Annotated in this window: 22 protein-coding genes; 9 read left to right on the top strand and 13 right to left on the bottom strand. The window is 48.3% G+C overall.

The window, feature by feature from the left end:
• Window positions 1-27: 27 nt before the first annotated feature.
• Both QQK89_RS04270 and QQK89_RS04265 read left to right on the top strand, forming a co-directional pair.
• Window positions 28-849, top strand: a complete 822-nt coding sequence (locus tag QQK89_RS04270) for a carbohydrate ABC transporter permease (RefSeq protein WP_284237298.1) — start codon at window positions 28-30, stop codon at window positions 847-849.
• 73 nt (window positions 850-922) lie between these two features.
• Window positions 923-2,611, top strand: coding sequence for an ABC transporter substrate-binding protein (locus tag QQK89_RS04265; protein WP_284237203.1), 1,689 nt, complete (start codon window positions 923-925; stop codon window positions 2,609-2,611).
• Between the two features lie 69 nt (window positions 2,612-2,680).
• Here the strand turns inward: QQK89_RS04265 and pstB are convergent, their stop codons facing one another.
• From pstB to QQK89_RS04245, 4 genes are all read right to left on the bottom strand, one after another.
• Window positions 2,681-3,439 (bottom strand): phosphate ABC transporter ATP-binding protein PstB, encoded by a 759-nt coding sequence (pstB, locus tag QQK89_RS04260; protein ID WP_284237202.1) that lies wholly within the window; start codon window positions 3,437-3,439, stop codon window positions 2,681-2,683.
• 13 nt (window positions 3,440-3,452) lie between these two features.
• Window positions 3,453-4,340 carry a phosphate ABC transporter permease PstA gene (pstA, locus tag QQK89_RS04255; protein WP_284237201.1) on the bottom strand — a complete coding sequence of 296 codons (888 nt, stop codon included), beginning with the start codon at window positions 4,338-4,340 and terminating at the stop codon, window positions 3,453-3,455.
• Entirely contained in the window at window positions 4,337-5,239 is a 903-nt protein-coding gene (pstC, locus tag QQK89_RS04250) for a phosphate ABC transporter permease subunit PstC (protein ID WP_284237200.1), read from the bottom strand. The genes pstA and pstC overlap by 4 nt, the downstream gene beginning before the upstream one ends.
• Window positions 5,240-5,342: 103 nt before the next feature.
• Window positions 5,343-6,278: a phosphate ABC transporter substrate-binding protein gene (locus tag QQK89_RS04245; RefSeq protein ID WP_434481625.1), complete on the bottom strand. Its 936-nt coding sequence runs from the start codon at window positions 6,276-6,278 to the stop codon at window positions 5,343-5,345.
• 300 nt (window positions 6,279-6,578) lie between these two features.
• Between QQK89_RS04245 and QQK89_RS04240 the strand changes: the two genes are divergently transcribed.
• From QQK89_RS04240 to QQK89_RS04225, 4 genes are all read left to right on the top strand, one after another.
• On the top strand, window positions 6,579-7,040 hold the full coding sequence (locus QQK89_RS04240) for a DinB family protein (protein WP_284237198.1): 462 nt from the start codon (window positions 6,579-6,581) through the stop codon (window positions 7,038-7,040).
• Window positions 7,041-7,105: 65 nt separating this feature from the next.
• Window positions 7,106-7,714 carry a hypothetical protein gene (locus tag QQK89_RS04235; protein WP_284237197.1) on the top strand — a complete coding sequence of 203 codons (609 nt, stop codon included), beginning with the start codon at window positions 7,106-7,108 and terminating at the stop codon, window positions 7,712-7,714.
• 98 nt (window positions 7,715-7,812) lie between these two features.
• Window positions 7,813-8,439 carry a hypothetical protein gene (locus QQK89_RS04230; RefSeq protein WP_284237196.1) on the top strand — a complete coding sequence of 209 codons (627 nt, stop codon included), beginning with the start codon at window positions 7,813-7,815 and terminating at the stop codon, window positions 8,437-8,439.
• 99 nt (window positions 8,440-8,538) lie between these two features.
• Complete coding sequence (locus QQK89_RS04225; RefSeq protein WP_284237195.1) at window positions 8,539-9,318, top strand: TetR/AcrR family transcriptional regulator; 780 nt, start codon at window positions 8,539-8,541, stop codon at window positions 9,316-9,318.
• Window positions 9,319-9,362: 44 nt separating this feature from the next.
• Here QQK89_RS04225 and QQK89_RS04220 read toward each other — a convergent pair whose 3' ends face one another.
• Entirely contained in the window at window positions 9,363-10,151 is a 789-nt protein-coding gene (locus QQK89_RS04220; protein ID WP_284237194.1) for an ABC transporter permease, read from the bottom strand.
• Window positions 10,148-11,041: an ATP-binding cassette domain-containing protein gene (locus QQK89_RS04215; protein ID WP_284237193.1), complete on the bottom strand. Its 894-nt coding sequence runs from the start codon at window positions 11,039-11,041 to the stop codon at window positions 10,148-10,150. Before QQK89_RS04215 ends, QQK89_RS04220 begins: the two co-directional genes overlap by 4 nt.
• 201 nt (window positions 11,042-11,242) lie before the next feature.
• On the opposite strand from QQK89_RS04215, the gene QQK89_RS04210 reads away from it, so the two are divergent.
• On the top strand, window positions 11,243-11,566 hold the full coding sequence (locus QQK89_RS04210; RefSeq protein WP_284237192.1) for a YtxH domain-containing protein: 324 nt from the start codon (window positions 11,243-11,245) through the stop codon (window positions 11,564-11,566).
• Window positions 11,567-11,703: 137 nt separating this feature from the next.
• On the opposite strand, the gene QQK89_RS04205 is transcribed toward QQK89_RS04210, so the two are convergent.
• From QQK89_RS04205 to QQK89_RS04195, 3 genes are read right to left on the bottom strand one after another with little or no spacing between them, the layout of a single operon-like run.
• On the bottom strand, window positions 11,704-12,480 hold the full coding sequence (locus QQK89_RS04205) for a sigma-70 family RNA polymerase sigma factor (protein ID WP_284237191.1): 777 nt from the start codon (window positions 12,478-12,480) through the stop codon (window positions 11,704-11,706).
• The gene (gene rsbW, locus QQK89_RS04200; RefSeq protein WP_284237297.1) at window positions 12,477-12,917 is read right to left on the bottom strand and encodes an anti-sigma B factor RsbW; all 441 of its coding nucleotides are present in this window, start codon (window positions 12,915-12,917) and stop codon (window positions 12,477-12,479) included. Before rsbW ends, QQK89_RS04205 begins: the two co-directional genes overlap by 4 nt.
• A 38-nt stretch (window positions 12,918-12,955) precedes the next feature.
• Complete coding sequence (locus tag QQK89_RS04195) at window positions 12,956-13,423, bottom strand: DUF948 domain-containing protein (RefSeq protein ID WP_284237190.1); 468 nt, start codon at window positions 13,421-13,423, stop codon at window positions 12,956-12,958.
• A gap of 117 nt (window positions 13,424-13,540) precedes the next feature.
• Here QQK89_RS04195 and QQK89_RS04190 point away from each other — a divergent pair, with 117 nt between their 5' ends.
• Both QQK89_RS04190 and QQK89_RS04185 read left to right on the top strand, forming a co-directional pair.
• Window positions 13,541-16,216, top strand: coding sequence for an ATP-binding protein (locus tag QQK89_RS04190; protein ID WP_284237189.1), 2,676 nt, complete (start codon window positions 13,541-13,543; stop codon window positions 16,214-16,216).
• Window positions 16,216-17,085 (top strand): CheR family methyltransferase, encoded by an 870-nt coding sequence (locus QQK89_RS04185; protein ID WP_284237188.1) that lies wholly within the window; start codon window positions 16,216-16,218, stop codon window positions 17,083-17,085. The genes QQK89_RS04190 and QQK89_RS04185 overlap by 1 nt, the downstream gene beginning before the upstream one ends.
• A gap of 47 nt (window positions 17,086-17,132) precedes the next feature.
• On the opposite strand, the gene QQK89_RS04180 is transcribed toward QQK89_RS04185, so the two are convergent.
• The 4 genes from QQK89_RS04180 to QQK89_RS04165 form a co-directional block, all read right to left on the bottom strand.
• Entirely contained in the window at window positions 17,133-17,555 is a 423-nt protein-coding gene (locus QQK89_RS04180; protein WP_284237186.1) for an ATP-binding protein, read from the bottom strand.
• 2 nt (window positions 17,556-17,557) lie between these two features.
• Window positions 17,558-17,884 (bottom strand): STAS domain-containing protein, encoded by a 327-nt coding sequence (locus tag QQK89_RS04175; RefSeq protein ID WP_284237185.1) that lies wholly within the window; start codon window positions 17,882-17,884, stop codon window positions 17,558-17,560.
• Window positions 17,885-17,914: 30 nt separating this feature from the next.
• A complete protein-coding gene (locus QQK89_RS04170) occupies window positions 17,915-18,460 on the bottom strand; it encodes a hypothetical protein (protein WP_284237184.1) in 546 nt (181 codons plus the stop codon).
• Between the two features lie 96 nt (window positions 18,461-18,556).
• On the bottom strand, window positions 18,557-19,696 hold the full coding sequence (locus tag QQK89_RS04165) for a PP2C family protein-serine/threonine phosphatase (RefSeq protein ID WP_284237183.1): 1,140 nt from the start codon (window positions 19,694-19,696) through the stop codon (window positions 18,557-18,559).
• Window positions 19,697-19,752: the final 56 nt, after the last annotated feature.

Raw genomic sequence — 19,752 nt, 5'->3', positions numbered from 1 at the left:
CTCTTTAACGGCGTAAACGCTTTGATCATGACCGTAGTTGTGCTCTTTACCTTATATCCGTTCGTTTATTTGGTTGCGCAGTCCTTCAGTTCCGAGGCTGCTGTCTACGCGGGGAAAGTAACGTTTTATCCGGTAGATTTCACTACGCTTACTTATAATGTCATCCTGAGCAAGCCGGATTTCTTCCGCTATTACGGCAATACGATTATGTACGCGGTAATTGGTACTCTCATTGCCGTATCGGCGACGGCTGTAATGGCCTATCCGCTTTCAAAGGAAAAACTTCGTCTTAACAAATTTTTTATCCCGTTTGTCCTGTTCACGATGTACTTTGGCGGCGGACTGATCCCGAACTACATTCTCGTAGCCAAAACGCTGGATATGCGCAACACGATTTGGGCTCTTGTTATTCCCGGCGCGATCAGCGCCTTTAACGTGATATTGATGAAAACCTTCTTCGCAAGTCTTCCGAATGAGCTCGAGGAATCGGCCAAGGTTGACGGACTGGATGTCTATGGCATCTTCCTTAGAATTACGCTACCGTTGTCCAAGCCGATTCTGGCAACCATGCTCTTATTTGTTGTCGTGGGGATATGGAACAGCTGGTTTGATGCTTCATTGTATTTGCAGTCGAAGGAGAAATGGCCGGTAGCGCTATATTTGCGGCAAGTTATCGAAACGGCGATCAGCCCGGCTGAACTTGGAGCAAGCGCGGAGCAAACGACGCAGATTGCGGCCACCGTCAAATCGGCTGCGATGGTCCTAACTTCGCTTCCTATGATTTGTATCTACCCGTTTGTCCAGAAATATTTCGTGCAAGGCATGATGATTGGCGCTGTAAAAGGGTAAGACGCGATATAACCGGAACGGTCGCGAGGCAAGTTCTGTTATATAAATGCAATTATTAAAAGGGAGGCACGGCATGAAAAGATTCAGTAGAACAATGGGATTGATTTTGTCGGTGATCATGGTGTTGTTCGTTATGGCGGCTTGCAGCGGGAATAATAATGAAAAACCAAGCAACAGTTCGGCTTCGCCAGCGGATACCGCGGCTGGTTCGGGTAATGCAGCAGCATCGGACAAACCGGCCGAAGATTACGCTTATGGCGAGGATGTTACGTTCCATTCGAATGAGCCGGTTACGTACTCCATGATGTTCAGCGACAACGAGGGCTATCCATACAAAAAAGACTGGAGAATCTGGAGCGCGATCCAAGAGAAAACAAACGTCTCTTTTGACTTGTCGGTTGTAGCAAGAACTGAATACGAGAACCAAAAATCGCTCCTCGTAAACAGCGGCGATGCTCCATATATCATCCCTAAAACGTATGATGAATCCGCATTTGTTGCAGGCGGTCAAATCGTTCCGATCAGCGACTATGTGCAATACATGCCTAACTATCAAAAAGCGGTAAAAGCTTGGGGCATGGAAGATGACCTGAAAGCGAAAATGCAAGCAAACGGTAAATACTATGTTCTTCCAGGTATGTGGGAAGCACCGGGCGGCGGCTACTCGTTCGTTATCCGCAAAGATATTTTCGAGAAAGCCGGTGTAGACCTGTCCAAAGAAACGAGCTGGACTTACGAAGATTTCTACGCGGCCATGAAGAAAGTTAAAGACTTTACGGGCGCTAAATACGTATTCTCCGATCAGTCCAAAGGCGAATCTACATTGAACATCGCAGCTGTAGAATATGGCGTAACTGCCGGTTGGGGTAAAGCAAACGGCATGCGCTTCAACCAGGATTCGAAGCAATTCGAATTTGCTGACAATACCCAAGACTTCAAAGACTACGTATCGTACTTCAATAAGCTGATTACGGAAGGTATCATGGATCCGGAATCGTTCACGCAAGAAGACGATGCGGCAAAAGCGAAGTTCTACAAAGGCGATACTTACGTGATCAACGCCAACTATCAAGTATTCACGGATATCCAGACAAAGATGGAAGATCCAAATGCTCAGCTCATGATTATCACGCCTCCAGGCGGCCCTAAAGGTCAGCTGCAGGTTGAGAACTCCCGTCTTGAGAACGGCATTATGATTAGTGAGAACGCTTTGAAAGACCTGGGCGAAGAGAAATTTATTAAGATGCTTCGTTTCGTTGACTGGCTCTGGTACTCCGATGAAGGTCAAACGCTTAGCCTGTGGGGGGTAGAGGGCGAGACTTTCACAAAGGACGCAAGTGGCAAAATTACGCTTAATCCGGACATTACTTACAACGGCATGAACCCTACGGCAACGAAAAAGCTGAACGCAGACTACGGTTTCGGCGGAGGCGTATTCGCATACGGCGGTACTACGAAGCTCAGACAGTCGAAAATGACAGACGGTGAAATTGACTTTAACAACCGTATTCTGAACAATCGTACGGCTCGTCCAGTTGCACCGCCAATTATGGCTTCAGCCGACGAAAGCGAACAGCTGAACCTGATCTCGAAGCCGCTTATGGACTATGTAGGCACGATGACGCTCAAGTTCATCACAGGACAAGAGAAGATCGATAACTTCGACAATTTTGTCAAACAGGTGCAGGCGAACGGCAGCGACCGTTACGCGCAAATGGCGAACGATATCTTCAATAAAACAAAAAGCATCCTTGGTTATTAATCCATAACAACAATAAGGGCTAGATGAACCTGACCGGTTCGTCTAGCCCTTATATGATATGCCGCTTCATTAACCGAAGCGGCCTGTAATATAATCATTTGTCCGTTGCTCGGATGGGTTCGTGAAAATAACTTCCGTTTTATCGTATTCAACGACATGGCCGTTTAAGAAGAAGGCGGTCTTATTGGACACGCGAGCTGCCTGATGCATGTTATGGGTAACGATAACGATGCTGTAATCCTGCTTCAGCTCGGAGATCAGCTCCTCGATCTTGGAGGTCGAGATCGGGTCAAGAGCGGACGCCGGTTCATCCATCAGGATGACTTCCGGTTTAACGGCGATCGCGCGCGCGATACAAAGGCGCTGCTGTTGGCCGCCGGACAAAGCGAGCGCGGATTTATGCAGGCGGTCTTTCGTTTCTTCCCAGATCGCTGCTTTGCGAAGGGATTCTTCAACGATGTCGTTCAGCTGCTTTTTGTTCTTAATGCCATGATAACGGGGTCCAAACGCGATGTTCTCATAGATAGACTTGTGGAATGGGTTCGGGCGCTGCCAAACCATGCCAATGTTTTTGCGAAGAGCAACAACATCGGTATTCCCTTCGTTAATATCGCGGTCTCCGATCCGGATCTCGCCGGTAACCCGGCAAGAAGGAATCAAATCGTTCATTCGGTTCAAGCTTCTGAGGAAGGTTGATTTGCCGCAGCCGGAAGGGCCGATCAGAGCCGTTACTTCCTTCTCGGCGAAATCAAGCGACACGTCGTGAACCGCATGTTTTTCTCCATAGTAGACGTTTAACTTCTTAGCGGATAATGCAATTTCTCCCACGATCGGATCCTCCTTATTTAGAAGCTGTAAATTTGTTGTGCATATAACGTCCAAGCGCTCGCGCGCCTAAGTTAAAGAGTAGAACGGTAATAATAAGTACGGCCGAAGCCCCTGCCGCGATTTGCGTTGCATCCGGCGCCAGACCTTCCGAGTTGATCTTCCAGATATGCACGGCCAACGTTTCGGCCGGACGCATCGGGTTAAGCGGCGAGTCCGAATGGAGCGGGTTCCAGTCAGAGAAATCAAGCCGCGGGGTACTCATGCCGGCGGTGAACAGAAGCGCTGCCGCTTCACCGAAGATACGGCCAGCCGCCAGAATCGAACCGGATAGCACGATCGGAAGCGCGATTGGAAGCTGAACCGAACGGATCGTTTTCCACTTGGAGATGCCAAGCGCAAGACTTGCTTCTTTCTGTGCCAGCGGTACGCTGCGGAGACCTTGTTCCGTAATCCGCACCATCAGAGGCAAGTTGAAGATGGTCAGCGCAAGAGCACCGGACAACAGGGAGAAGCCAAAGTTAAATTTATTTACGATGACGAGAAGGCCGAACAAACCAACGATGATCGAAGGGAAGGAAGACAATACTTCGACGATCAGGCGGATCGTTGAAGTGATTTTGCCGGCTTTCGCGTATTCGCTCATATAAATGCCGGCTCCGATCCCAATCGGTACGGTAATAACCATCGTTAACACGAGCAAGAACAAGGAGTTGAACAATTGCGGTCCGATACCGCCGCCTTTGCGTATTGTCTCTGGCGGAGAAGTCAGGAAATGCCAGCTAATATGGCCCATTCCGCGGAACAAAATGTAGCCCAAGAGTCCAATCAGGGCGAGAGCAATTAAGCCCGTAATGAAAATAATAATGCCGGTTGCGATTTTATCTGCGGTTTTGGCGCTCATAGCTTTTTCCGTCCTTCCAGCCAGCGAATAATAAATACGAATACGAAGGTCATCATCATCAGAATTAACGCAAGCGACCACAAGGCGTTATTTTGTACGGAGCCCATCGCCGTGTTGCCCATGCTAAGCGTAATGGCACTTGTGAGCGTTGATGCCGATTGAAACAGGGAATGCGGGATATGCGGAGCGTTGCCGATGACCATCTGGACGGCAAGCGCCTCGCCGAAAGCTCTCGCAATACCTAGTACGATACCTGTCATCTGCGCAGGAAGCGTAGTTGGCAGGACAATGCGATATATGGTTTGCCAACGGGTTGCGCCAAGCGCGTAGGAGCCTTCTTTCAGACCCGCAGGCAGGGAAGCCAGCGCATCCGTTGCTATAGTCGTAATTGTAGGTAAGATCATAAAGGCAAGGACAAGCGCGCCTGCCGCGATCCCGACGCCTTGGCCAGGGAATATATCGCGGAATAGTGGAACGACTACACTTAATCCAACAAATCCGTATACGACGGATGGAATGCCTGCAAGCAGTTCGATAACGGGCTGCATAAAGGTGCGGCCGATTTTTGGAGATAACTCGATCATAAATACCGCAGCGCAGAACCCAAGCGGAGCAGCGATAATGGCAGCAAGAATCGATGTGCTGAACGAACCGAAGATAAACGGCAATGCACCAAACATAGGAGGTTCGCCGTCCGGTTTCCATTTCAATCCTGTTAACAAATCTTTTACGTTAACGCCGTTTACCAAAAAGGTGCTAAGTCCCTTTGAAGCGACGAAGTAAACCATCGAAAAAATGGTGATGATAAGAAACAAGATGCAGATGAATGTATAAACTTTGCCGACCCATTCTTCCGCAAGATGCGGCGTGGCTACTTCTCGATCATTAGACTTCTTCACCTTTGTTCACCCTTTACAAATTGTTTACAATTGATATAGGACATGAAGTCAAGAGGCGAGCTAGCTCGTCTCTTGACTTCAACATATTTATTTCAGTTGTTTATTATTTCGTTACGTTGCCTGCAGCGTCGCGAGTTACTTCCATTTTGCTTGCCGGGATGTAGCCCATTTCTACAACGTCGCCGTTTTGAACTTCTTCGGATACCATGTAGTCAAGGAAAGCTTTAGTTGCTGCGTCAGGCTCGCCTTTCGTGTACATGTGCTCGTAAGCCCATACTGGGTAAGTACCCTTAGCTACGTTATCAACGTTTGCGTCAACGCCTTCGTATTTCAGAGCTGTTACCGAATCATCCAGGTAGGACAGTGCCAGGTAACCAATAGCGCCAGGAGTTTCGCTTACGAGTTTCTTAACCGTACCGGAAGCGTCCTCTTGGATCGAACCTGCAAGGTCTTCTGTTTTCGTGCCAAGCGCGAATTTCTCGAAAGTTGCGCGAGTACCGGAGCTCGATGGACGGTTAACGATTTGGATTTTCTCGTCTTTGCCGCCAACGTCTTTCCAGTTCGTTACTTTGCCAGTGAAGATGTCAACCAGTTGTTGTTTAGTCAGGTTGTCCACGCCAACGTCTTTGTTAGTTACAGCTGCCATAGCGACTACAGCCACTTGGTGGTCAACGAGTTCAGCTGCTTTGTCAGCGTCAAGCTTCTCTTCAGCGAATACGTCGGAGTTGCCGATTTGGGCTTGACCTTCGGATACTTGAGTAAGGCCTGTACCGCTGCCGCCGCCTTGAACTTGAATCGATACGCCAGTGTTTTTGTCCATGAACTCTTTCGATACTTGGTCAACCAGCGGTTGAAGAGCAGTGGAGCCAGAAGCCAGGATGGAGCCGGACAGATCAGCGGAAGCCGTATTATTTGTTGTAGCATTGTTTGTAGCTGCTGCGTTTCCGTTGTTTGCACCGTTATTGTTGTTATTGCCGCATGCTGCGAGCGAGAGCGACAATGTAAGTGCCATAGTAACGATCAAAGACTTTTTCATAATAGTTAGGTTCCCCTTCCAAACTTGTGTTTTTGTTTTTCCTTACAAGAGCTATTCTAGTTGGGCTACGTAAACGCAAAACGTTATTCATGTTAACGCAATGTAAATTTTTTTGAGAGTTGTGAACGTCTGCGCATGAATTGTAATCTCAACGGACCGGGGAGAAAAAAGTCTTCATTATATAGGCTCAAAATATAGGCTCACAACAGGATAAGAAAGTTTGCATGGCGCGAAAAGATGAAAAACCATTTTGTAGCCTTTATAATGAATAGGTGGAATACAAAGCAGAGGAGAAATTGTAAAATGACAAACATTGAGACATTTATCGCGGCTTGGAAAAGCCATCGCAAAGTATTGCATGACATGCTTGAGGGCGTAACGACGGAACAGCTTTCCTACAGACCTTGGGAGAAAGGGATGTCGCTTAAAGAACTCGTCCTACATATTACAGGTGCGATGGATATGTTCGCGAATACCGTTCAGAACGGCGCGCATACGCAAGGCACCAAACCTGCTTCCCCTCCGGAAACGGTTGAAGATCTGAAGGCGGTTGTTGCTGCTTCTACGGAAAGAACGGAAGCCACTCTTCGCACCCTTACGCCGGAGCAGCTTGCACAATCCATTGATTTCTTCGGGAATGCGGTCCCGGGTTTTGCGTTGCTGGAAAATGCGAAAGATCATGAAATTCATCATAAAGGCCAGCTGTTTACGTACCTCCGCCTGGTAGGAATTGAGCAGCTTCCGTTCTTTGTAAGCCGCGGTTAGTTGTTAAGTATTGCACTGGACGTTCCAAAGCGCAGAATGGTATGATGCATGAGGGTGAATACAAGATGAATAATGATAATACTAATGTAAATAGTAACGATAATGCGGAAGTCTGGGATTCGCTCATGAAGACGATTTACCAGAAGGGTCTCGCGTCGCTGAGAGCATTTTTCCCGAATGTAGAAGGTCTTATTGCAAACGATGAGAAGTTCGGACAGATCTTCATCTACCGGGTAACCAATGATTTCAAGAAATCTTATGACTGCGGCTTTTTCCTTCGCGAATTGGCGGAGCAGTTCCAGGACGGCGGCCGGGATGCCGGTGAATGGATGGCTTCCTTCTTCTATGAGCTGATGAAGACTAACAAAGGCGGCAAAGAGCTGCCCGGTCCTCACGAGAGCGAACAGAAAGAAGAAGAGTTTATCGACCATACTCTGTTCCCGCATTGTCTCAGCGCAGTAAGCGAAGAATTTGCGCCGCTGACGATTACGGGCCATAGAGGATTGGATGCGAACCACACGCCGGTTCTTGAGCTTGGATTCAAAGATATTCCCGCCGAGAAATGCGTGTTCCCGATTCATTACCTGTACAAAATGATGCAGTTGAACCGTGATCCATCGGATACGCTTCTTGCCGAATTGGCCAAGCTTCGCCAGAAGCATGGCGTGGAATAGGAAAAGTTTAAGCCGTCCTGCCGGGACGGCTTTCTTTTGGGTTAATGGACTAGACTGTTTAATTGGTGGAATGATATGATGATTACGGGTGAAGCGATATGAATAACGAGACAACAAACGAAGAGATCCAAGGGAATCAAGAAGAAGAGGCGAAGCAATTCGCGGAGCTGGTCAAAGCAGTCCAGCATAACGGCTTTGTCGCATTGAGACGGCATTTCGAAGACGTCCAAGGCCAAGTATTGAATCAAGAGCTTTATGGTCCCGTGTTTGTTTACAAAGTGAAGGATGAGTCGGGCAGCGATTATGTATGCGGATTTTTCCTTCGCGAGTTAATCGCGAACTTCCAAGCGGGGAACGATGAAGCAACAGAATGGATGGCTTCGTTTTTCTATGAATTGATGAAAACCGAGGGGGGTAAACCGCTTCCTCAACCTCCTGCAAGCGAAGATGATGCCAAAGCATTAATTGATCATGTACTCATCCCGCATTGCATTAAGTCGGTTGAAGAAGAATTTCCCGAGGAGAAGGTTCACGCAGGACTTGCCTGGAATGAAGAGCTGAAAGGTCCAGTATTTGAAACGGGCTTCCCGGCTATTTCGGATGGTAATAATGTTTGCGCTTTCTCACTTCATCTGTTGTATACGCATCTGCTCCTGAATCGCGATCCTGCCGAAATGCTGCTGAAGGGTTTGTACAAAATCCGGGAAGAGCATGGCATGGACTAACAAAAAACAGCTCCCTTACGAGGAGCTGTTTTTTTGTTGGTTGAATATTGTGTTATACTGTGTACATAGTAAACAATTATGGCGTGGAGGAAAAGCAGGATGGAGCATGAGGACGACGTTCAAATTGTGGGCAGTTTGCCAAAAGGCGTTGCGTTAGCATGGGGGCTTGTGAAAGAACCTCAGAGAGGACCAAAGCGCGAGCTGTCGATTAATCAGATCGTAGCTGCAGCCGTACAGCTGGCGGACCAGGAAGGGCTGCAGGCCGTATCAATGAGCCGGGTAGCCGCATCATTGGGGTTTACGGCGATGTCGTTATACCGTTATGTGCAAAGTAAAGATGATTTGTTATTGCTGATGCAGGAGCAGGTCATCCAATTACCCGAAGATCAGCTCGAAGAAGGGGCGGATTGGCGGGAGGGGTTGCGTCAATATGTGCGAGCTTGTATTGCAGTATTCGTCAAACATCCGTGGTTCGCGGATATTCCGGTCTCGGGCGTGCCAATTACTCCGAATAATTTGTTAATCGTGGATTTGGCGCTTCGGCCCATGAGAAATTTGCCGCTGAACGATTATGAGAAAATGTCCACGGTCTTGTTGCTTAGCAGCTATGCCCGTTCCACGGGGATGATCCAGCGGGATATGGAGCGGGCGATTCAAGGTGGAGCAAGTCCAGGCGAGTTCAGCGGACTGAACTATACGAAGGCGCTTAAGCTGTTGGTTAAAAAGGAGCAATACCCGGATTTGCAGCCGCTTATTGCGTCTGGCGTCTATACGGAAGAAAATCCGGCGGACAATCCAATCGGCAACGACTTTGATTTCGGATTGGAGCGGATATTGGACGGGGTCGAGCATTATATTGCCGCACGAGGCGCAAAATAAAGAGAGCAGCGATTAGGCTGCTCTCTTTATTTTGCTTCGATGGCTTATCGGCGGCCGGCTTTTTTACGGAAGGAAGAAATGCTCCACAAGAATGCGATAGCCAGAATAAGCAGGCACCAGCCAATGGCCCACCAGCCGCTATTCTCCAGCGGGGTTCCCGTCAGGAGCCCGCGGATCGTCTCGATTACAGGCGTAATCGGCTGATGGTTGGCTACGCCTTGCAGCCAGGAAGGCATCGTGTCCGTCGGGACAAAAGCGCTGGACAAATACGGGAGAAACAATAACGCAAAGCCATAACCGCTTGCAGCGGAAGGGCTTCCGGCTACTAGGCCTATCGCCGCGAACAACCAGGTGAAGGTCAGAATAAACAAAGCAATCACCGCAATGGCAAGTATCCATTCGATAAAGCTGGCATTTGGTCTGAACCCAACAAGCAGGGCAACGCCAAATACAACGCCGGTTGCGAATAAATTTCGGGCGAGACTAGCGACTACATGACCGGTAACTACGCTAAGGCTTTTGATCGGCATCGTTCTGAACCGGTCAATGATGCCGTTTGTCATATCATTGGATACGTCAACGGCTGTACTTGATGAGCCAAAACCCGCACATAATAGAATAATGCCCGGAACCACGTAATTGACATAATCTCCGCTTGAATCAATAGCTCCTCCAAATACATAAGTGAACAGCAGCATGAGCATGACGGGCAGCATAATGGCCATAAGCAAAGCTTCCGTATTGCGAAGGCTATGACGGAGACTGCGTCCGATAAATACGAGGTTAGTCGTTAGCAACGAAGCGGGCTTAACGGGGTTATTCGTTGAAATCATGCGTGTAACACCTCTTTTTCCACGGTTGTTGTTAAGGCAACAAACACATCATCCATGCTTGGTCTGCGAATGTTGACCTTGGTTCCCGGAGGAACCGAGTTGACAAGATCATTTAACGTACGGCTAATATCCTGGATATTTCCAGTCGTCGGTATGGTATGGATCACTTCGTCATAGTCGTTCAGCAATTCAATCACCTCTCCGCCAACCTTTGCTTTTAATTGTTCGGCGCTTCCCTTGGCTACGATCGTCCCGCCATGAATAACGGCAATCTGGTCAGCAAGCTGATCGGCTTCTTCCAAATATTGCGTCGTTAGAAATATCGTTCTTCCTTGCTTGGCAAGCCCTTTGATAATCTCCCATAAGGCTCTGCGGCTGACCGTATCAAGTCCGGTTGTAGGTTCATCCAAGAAAATAACGGGACGGAGGGCTACAAGGCTGATGGCAAGATCCAGTCTGCGCCGCATGCCTCCCGAGTAAGTTTTCACTCTTTTCTTAGCGGCATCCGCAAGATCAAATGCGCTTAGAAGTTCTTCCGCGCGGACGCGGGCATGAGCAGCCGACAAGCCGGAAAGTCTCCCGATCATCCGCAAATTTTCTTCCGCGGACAAGACTTCGTCCACTGCTGCAAACTGACCGGTAAGACTAATGTTCTGCTTGACCAGCTCTTGCTCGGTTTGAACGTTATAACCTCCGACGCGGATCATTCCTTCATCCGGTGCAATTAAGGTAGACAAGATATGGATCAAGGTTGTTTTGCCGGCACCGTTTGGGCCAAGGAGGGCGAAGACAGTTCCGGCAGGAACCGTAAGATCAACGCCGCCTAGCACCGTTTGTTTACCGAAGCTTTTGCGCAGGCCAGCTATTTCAATTGCGGTTTGTTGGTTCACGAAATGCCTCTTTTCTGTGTACCACGTACACTGATTATTATATAAACAGTATATGATGTAAACAATAAAAGATGCAACCTCTTTTTCGTTCCAAGTTCTATAAAGTTGCTCGGGTTGTTTCAAAAGAACCGATTACGTGTAATAGAACATACGAGATCGAATAACGGTTTCGAATACGAACGGAATAAAGGAGAGATAACTATGCCAAAGGAAAACACAGGTAGCGGTCTGTTGGTAGGTACAATTGTCGGGACGGCGGTTGGTGCTGTCGGGGCACTTCTGCTTGCTCCAAAATCGGGTGTGAAGCTGAGGGAGGATATCTCGAATAAGTTCCAGGCCATCAGCCAGCGTACGCAGGAACTTGCTTCCACCGCCAAAGACAAGTCTAAAGACGTGTTATCGAGCGTCAGGGAAGAAGCTTCGGACTTGTCCGACCGCGCGAAGAAATCGCATGAGCATGTCATGGATTCCTTCAACAACGCGAAGGACGATATGAAAGAAAAGATGAGTACCACTTCGAATTAGAATAGTTTTTCACGGGAAAGAAGCCCTCCAACCGGAGCGGCTTCTTTTGTCGCGTTAGAATTATGAAGCTCGTAAAAGTTCGTAAAGCAAAACAAACCGCCTGTTTCATTTATTAATAAATGAAATAGGCGGTTTGTTCAGCCTTCTTCGCTCAGCGGCGGATGAAGCAGCTGCCGCAGCTTATCGAGCGCACGCTTCTGGAAGCGGGAGACGCTCATTTGCGAAACGCCGAGCTGATCGGCAATTTCCCGTTGAGACTGACCGTGCTGGTAGACGAGAATGAGCACTTTGCGTTCCTCTTCCTTTAACTGCGCAAGAGCTTCGTTAAGGGCTAACTGATTATCGATATGGCGATACTCGTCGGAATGATCGCTGATGACGTCGCCAATCGTAGCGCTGTCGCCTTCGGTTGAGAGCGGCGTATCCAAAGACACGTATTGGTACGATTCCCGCGAAGACAGGACCTCGATCGTTTCCTCGACTGACAGGCCCAAATAGTTTGCAATCTCATCCATCTTCGGCGACCGCTCGAGCTTAGTTGTCAATTCATCGATCGCTTTCTGAACGAGCAGTCCTTTTTCTTTCATATTTCGAGGTACTTGTATGTACCAAGATTTGTCGCGCAAGTAATTTTTCAGCTGGCCGATTACGCTCTTCATGGCATATCCTTCGAATGGCACGCCTTTGTCGCTGTCATATTGCTTGAATAATCGCAGCATGGACATTTGACCGACCTGAAAAAGATCTTCGTACAGATCCGGTCGGTTACGCGATATTTTGGATACAGCCATCCGGACCAACGGTTCGAAATGCTGCAACAATGCCGTTGCGGCATCATTGCAGCTCAATTCCCGATATTGCAATAACAAGCTTGCTATTTGTTGCTGATCCAGGCAGGATGATTGTGATCTCATGCCATCTCCTCTTTCCTACCAAGTCGCTTGGTTAGAATCACCTCGGTCCCCATTTCCGAACGGACTTCAACTTGATCCATTAAAGCCTGCATCAGAAATAGGCCAAGACCTCCTATACTAGCTTCATTTAGAGGCTTGTTATGCAAGGCAGCGCCCGCAATAGCCGTAGGTTCAAATTGGAAGCTGTTGCCGCTGTCTTTGACCCGAATGTGCAGGGAGTCCTGCTGAATTTCGAAAACGACTTCGATCAGGCCATAGGTGCCGCCGTCATAGGCATGGAGGACAACATTGCTGCAAGCCTCCGTTACGGCTACTTTCATGTCTTCAATTTCCTCGTAGGAAAAACCTTCTTTGGCAGCAAGCCCCGACAGGGTCAGCCGCACAATATCGATATAATCCGCTTGAGCGGGAATGGTCAAGCTTATCCATGGTTTCATCATTTGTTCTCGTTCCTCTCCGCTAGTCCTATTATAGCTTATTGTTGTTTGAGTTTTCTCCAAATGCGTACCGAGGATAAAATGCCGTCGGCAAGAGCGTTCGTAACGTTGCCGCTACTCTTTCGATTAGCTTGATTAGCCTGCTCATCATAGACTTCCGGTTTTGTCTTTGCTTTGTCCTTCATGTTATGGACAATTCCTACGGCGGTTTCTTTCATCACGCCGGTAAAGCTGTGGAGCGTCTGGCCGATGTCGTGGATGGTGGCAAACACAACATCGAGTGAACGAAGTTTCGTCCGGACGTCCAAAGTCATTTCATTGGTATGGTGAATCATTTCCTTCACATCGCCGCTAATTTGGGACACATCGTTTTTGAGCTCCCCAACGGTGGAGCGAACCTCATCCAAGGTGGCGGTTAACGCTTTAATGGTTTGGATGAGAAAGAACATCAGGATGACGAACGCAACCGTAATGACGGCGATAATGATCTGAATAAAGAGATCCATCGAATCATCTCCTCGTTTTTTCTATAAATACCCGAGTAATTCGCAAATGAAACAGCCGTCTAATCTAACTATTAGTGGTATACTGGGGAGAAGAGATTAGGAGAGAAGGAGATTGTTATGCTTCGAGCCATCAAATTTAATATCCGAACCAAGATTGCAATTGGTTATTTCCTCATTCTTATATGCCTTGGCGTATCTATTGTCGCGGTGACGGACCGTATTCAAGGGCTTCAGAATGAAGTAGAGACGATTACGTCAAGAGACGTAGACGTCCATAACCTGATTGCTTCTATACAATATGACGCGATTAATATGGAAACCGCGCAACGCGGGTATATCATTACTGGGGATAAAAGTTATCTGGATCCTTATGAAAAAGGCAAATCCGAGTGGGAAACAAGTTATAACAGCTTGTACGCTTATCTCTCCGATTCCCCGGCGACCCAGAAGGAGCTTGAGTCCATCAAGATGATGATCCAGGATTGGATCAACCAAGCCGGCGAGCCAACCATCGCGATGAAAGAACAAGGGAGAGACGCTGATATTTCAGCCTTCTTCCAAGACGATATCGGCAAGCAGCGAATGGACAGTCTGCGAACCAAATTCGATAATATCAGCACGCAGCAAATTCAGTCGACAAGACTGCATATCGTTGATCTGGAAAATAAAAACCGGACATTAACAATCGGCATTTATATTCTGCTGCTGGTCGCTACGATTATTTCCTTCATGATTGTTTCATTCGTATCCAATTCTATTGTTAAGACGATTAAACAGGTCGTAAGAACAATTACCGAGATTGCTTCTTCCGGAGGAGACCTTGGTACTCGAATTAAAGTGAATACGAACGATGAGATCAAGGAGCTCGGCGATGCGACCAATCAGCTGCTCTCCAGCCTCGAGGCGCAAAGCTGGGTGCAAGCGAAGGTAGCCGAAGTCGCGACCATGACGCAAGGCATTAATGATTTGGAAGTATTGGCGAAGACGTTCCTAACTAAGGTAGCGCCTATGATTAACGCTTCTTACGGCGTGTTTTATATTCGCCGGGGAGCGGGAGAGCAGCAAAGACTGGATAAATTGTCCTCTTACGCCGGTTCCGGCGAGGAAGCGGGCAAATCCTCCATCCAATTCGGCGAAGGGCTTGTCGGGCAATGCGCGATGGAGAAACGGATATTCCTGCTCAATCATCCGAAGGACCATAGTCCGCTCATCACAACAGGGCTTTTGCAACTGGAACCAAGCAGTGTTCTGATGGTGCCGATCGCATATGAGGAGCGGCTGGAAGCGGTCATTGAGTTCGCTTCGCTGCAGTCCTTCACGACGCAACATCTGAAGCTGATGGAGGAGATTGAGAAAGACTTCGGCATTGCGGTCAACAACATTTCCGGCCGGATGGAAGTGGAGAGACTGCTGAGCGAATCCCAGGTGCTGACGGAGGAACTCCAGATGCAGCAGGAGGAAATGCGGATGACGACCGAACATTTGGAAGAGCAGTATTTGGTCGCCGAGCAAAAAACAAAAGAGCTCGAGAAAGCAAAGGAAGAGCTGGAAGACTACTCCGAGCAGCTCAGGAAAAGCTCGCAATACAAATCCAACTTCCTGGCAAATATGTCTCACGAGCTCCGCACGCCGCTTAACAGCATTCTTATCTTGTCACAGCTGCTGGGCGAGAATGAGAACCGGACATTAAATGAAGATGAAGAAGGATATGCGAAGGTGATTCATACTTCCGGTACGGACCTGCTGAAGCTGATCGACGATATCCTTGATCTGTCCAAGATTGAAGCGGGCAAAGTCGTTCTGACCATTGATGAAGTGAATCTGACCGAATATCCCGAGCTTATGAAGTTGACCTTTAATCCGATTGCGGATAAAAAGGATATTGCCTTTAACGTTCATTTAGCGGATAGCCTGCCGGATGTCTGGTATACAGACGGCCAACGCCTGCAGCAAATCTTGAAAAATCTGCTCTCGAATGCCTTCAAGTTCACGGAAACGGGATCGGTGAATTTGCGATTTGAGCAAGCGGATGAAGGTATGCTGGCGATTTCCGTGACGGATACGGGGATTGGCATTCCGAAAGATAAACAGAAACTTATATTCGAAGCCTTCCAGCAGGTAGACGGCAATACGAACCGGCTTTATGGCGGCACGGGACTAGGATTATCCATCTGCAGCGAGTTCGCGAGACTTCTAGGCGGATACATCAAGGTGGACAGTACGGTAGGGCAGGGAAGCTGCTTTACGGTGTATTTGCCTCAGCTTACCCAAGAGCAAGCGGATTCCATCCAATTGGCTATCCAAGAATCTGCCGCCGCGGAAGAACAATTTGCGCTTTCTGCCCCTGTCCATGAAGCAGACGAAGAGGAGCCGGCAGCAACCGAAAGCGAAGCAAGCGGTTCGGACTTTGCCGGCAAAAAAGTGCTGCTTGTCGAGGACGATGCCAGAAACGTCTTCGCCCTTGTACAAGCGCTGGAGAGCAAGAAGATGCAAGTCACCGTTGCAAATAACGGCCGTCGCTGCTTGGACATTTTACGGGATGACGCGGATTTCGATATTGTACTTATGGATATTATGATGCCGCTCATGGACGGGTTCGAGACGATGAGGGAAATGCGCAAACAGCCTCAGCTGCAAGCCATGCCGATTATTGCGCTTACGGCAAAAGCGATGAAGTCCGACCGTGACAAATGTCTGGAAGCAGGAGCCTCGGATTATATCAGTAAACCATTACAGATGGATCAGCTGTTCTCGCTTATGCGGGTGTGGCTAACGAAGCAGGTGGGGAATTAATGGATGAACACAACTATCCGGACATGCTGGAAGCGGGATCCGATGAAGCTCCTGCTTCCGAATGGGAAACGATCGAGATCGAGTTGTTAATTGAAGGATTGTACATGGCCTACGGTTATGACTTCCGGCATTATTTGCGTTCCTCCATGCGGAGGCGTATACGCAACCGGATGTTTATTGACGGAGCAAGCACGGTAACCGAGCTGTTAGGGAAGGTGTTCCATGAACCGGGTTATGCGGCAAAGCTCGTGAACGATTTCTCTATCAAAGTAACGGAAATGTTCCGGGATCCGAGCTTTTTCAAAGCATTTCGGGAGAAAGCGGTGCCGCATTTAAAGATGTTTCCCGAGATTCGCATCTGGCATGCGGGTTGCTCCACCGGCGAAGAGGTCTACTCCATGGCGATTTTACTGGAGGAAGAGGGGCTGCTCGACCGGGCTAAAATCTATGCGACCGATATGAGCGAACGAGCCATTGAGCAAGCGAAGGAGGGGAAATTCCCTCTGAAGCGAATGCAGGCTTTTACGAAAAATTACTTGCAGGCCGGCGGCACGAAAGAATTCTCAGCCTACTATTCGACGGATCGGGATCACGCGATCTTTAATCGTTCCTTGGCTGATCATATGGTGTTTGCGCAGCATAATCTGGCGACGGACAGTACCTTCAACGAATTTCACGTGATTCTTTGCCGGAACGTCATGATTTATTTCAATCCCGAGCTGCAAGACCGCGTCCACCAGCTGTTTCACGACAGCTTGACCGGAAACGGCATTCTTGGCCTTGGCAGCATGGAATATCTGATTGCGCCTTGGAAGCAGCATTATAATGAATTAACGGACGGAGAGCGTCTGTTTGTAAAAAAAGATTAGTCATAACGAAAGACAAGGGCCAGCGAGTTGTCGCCGGCCCTTGTCTTTTATTCGCTTATATATTTGGTCAGAATCACTTCCGTACTGTTGTCGTTAGACTGCACGGATACTTCATCCATAAGAGCTTCCATCAGGTAGATGCCCAGTCCGCCAACTGGCAGCTCGCTGATTTCGATCCCTTGGAGCGGAGGAGCAATTGCGGTTATTTCCTGATGCGCAAACGGAGGGCCATCATTTTTTACAACGATGGTGATTCCAGCTTCCGTAGGCTGGAAGGTGACATCAATCAAGCTGCCGCCTTCCTCGGCAGGACGGCCGTGCAACACGGCATTTGTACATGCCTCGGAGACGGCGACCTTCATATCTTCAATGTCTTCGTAAGAGAACGAAAGCTTGGACGCAATACCGTAAAGACATACTCTAACGATATCAATGTAGTCGGCATGAGACGGGATTTGTAATCGTATCATGTCTATTGTTCTGTCCCTTCCGTTAAATAACCGGATATGCCAGTCAGATCGAACAGACGTTGAATAGTCGGCGGAATGTCTGTAACGGAGAAGGGAGCATCAATTCCGTCACGGTATTTCAGGATGGAAACGATAATGCCAATGCCTGTACTATCGATATAGGACAGTTCGCGAAGATTAAGTACAAGCTTCTGGTCTTTACGATCCATAACCGGTTCGAGCGCTGATCTTAGTTGGGGAACAACCGAAAGGTCAAGTTCTCCCGCGAGAGATAAAATATAGCTGTCGTTCGTTTCTTTTTGTTCGATCTGAAATTGCTGGGCTTTCATTCGATCCACTCCGATCTCCATAGTTATACGTTATACAGATGAAATATGATAATACGCGATAGAATCCAGCGTACCCTTGTCATAATTAATGAACAGCTTCAGAACATTCTCCTGGCGTTGATAGACAATTCCGTCATCCGCCTTATAGTCAGGCTCTCCAAGCGCCTTAATTAACGCTTCGATAGAGACGGGAATTTCCTGGTCGTCGATTCGGATCGTGTCCGCGCTGCCGCTCACCTTGATCTCTTCCATAACGCCTTCGCGGAAGACGATATTCAGGTTCGGGTATTCGTAAGTCTCGAATTCGGTGAAATAATCGTCACGGGAAACATGAGCCGGTTTGCCAAGCATCCGTTGAACCGTAACTTTGTCGTCATAGAGCGATAGCCCGTTGACGGACTGCAGCTTGAAGTCTGGGACTGTGTAGTTATAATCCGCATGCTCGGCGGTTGCCGACTCAGTAAATGCGGAAGTTGTCTGCAGCTTATGAACGGGTTGAGGAACGGACATAAAGCTCAGCGATGCGATGCTGATAATCCCTCCTGCAAGATAACAAGCTATGAGTGTGTTTTTCATACGTTATCCCTCCAGCCTTGCCTTTGTCATTCGCTTTAATAACGATTACCCGGGCAGGGGGGAGTTGAAACAGCTTGAATTAATTATTTCGTAAAATTATTTCGTATACAGCGTTACGAGACAAATATCGTCTTGTTGCACCGATCCATTATCTGTCTGAATCATGCTGGCCACAAGTCCGGAAGGATCCAACTGCTCTTCGTTACGCATAAGACCAATCAGGGTCTCGCTTGACATTTCTTTTCCGCCCGTCATACCGTCGGTCAACCCGTCGGTATAGAGAACGATGCCGGCATTTTGTTCATAATAAAGCTTTCCTTTGGTTACCTTCAGCTTCTCAAAAAAACCGATTGCACTGCAACAGGGCTCCAGCAAGGCAGGCTTGCCGTCGAGAAACGCAATTCCCGGGGGATGTCCGGCATTGACGTATTCGATCGATTTCTCCTCCACATCAAGGACCAGATAGATCGCCGTAAAGTAATAATTCATAAGCTCATCCTTGATATGCAGCTGATTCATATAGCGGTTAAGTTCATTCATGACCTGCTCCATATCATGCATGCGCGTAATCGTGTCGCGAAGCACGGATGAGATGTACATGCAGACAAGGGAAGAAGAGATGCCGTGGCCCATCATATCCAGCAAAATAACGCCATACCGGTTTTTATCGATACGGTACCAGTTGTAGAAGTCTCCCGCAAGCTCGGAAGAGGGCTGATAGGCGGCATTGATCCGCACATTCTCGTCATCGATCTCCGAACTTAATACGCTGAGCTGTACCTGCTTCGCTAGTTCCAGATTATATCTCATGTTTTTGTCTCGTTCTTTGTGCCGGTCAATCTCTTGCTTCAGCCGCATGGCAGAGCGGATACGCGCTAACAGCTCCATCCGGTTAATCGGCTTCATGACATAATCGCAGGCTCCGGCATCCAGCGCCTCGGCCATCTTGTTCGAGTCTCCGACGGCGGTTACGAATATGATAGGAATGTCCTTGTAACGGCTATCCTGCAAGACGGTTCTGCAAGCTTCAATACCGTCTATGTCAGGCATCATCATATCCATTAGAATCAACTCGACATCCGTGTCGGGCGTTGTCGCTGACATTCCGATTCCAAGCAGATCGTACAGTTCCCGGGCTGAAGAGGCCGTTAATAAGTTTCGATAACCGGCTTTGGCCAAGATGGTCTGAATGATCAGCTGGTTGGTCGCATTATCGTCGACAATGATTATACTCATCTTGGAAACACTCCTTTCAATAGGATCTTCTAACACCATACTATACCATAGATCAA

It is taken from the genome of Paenibacillus glycanilyticus (genome assembly GCF_030161375.1).
GTDB lineage: Bacteria > Bacillota > Bacilli > Paenibacillales > Paenibacillaceae > Pristimantibacillus > Pristimantibacillus glycanilyticus_B.
The sequence above is the reverse complement of the archived record's forward strand: the minus strand, read 5'-3'. Positions and strand labels throughout refer to the sequence as shown.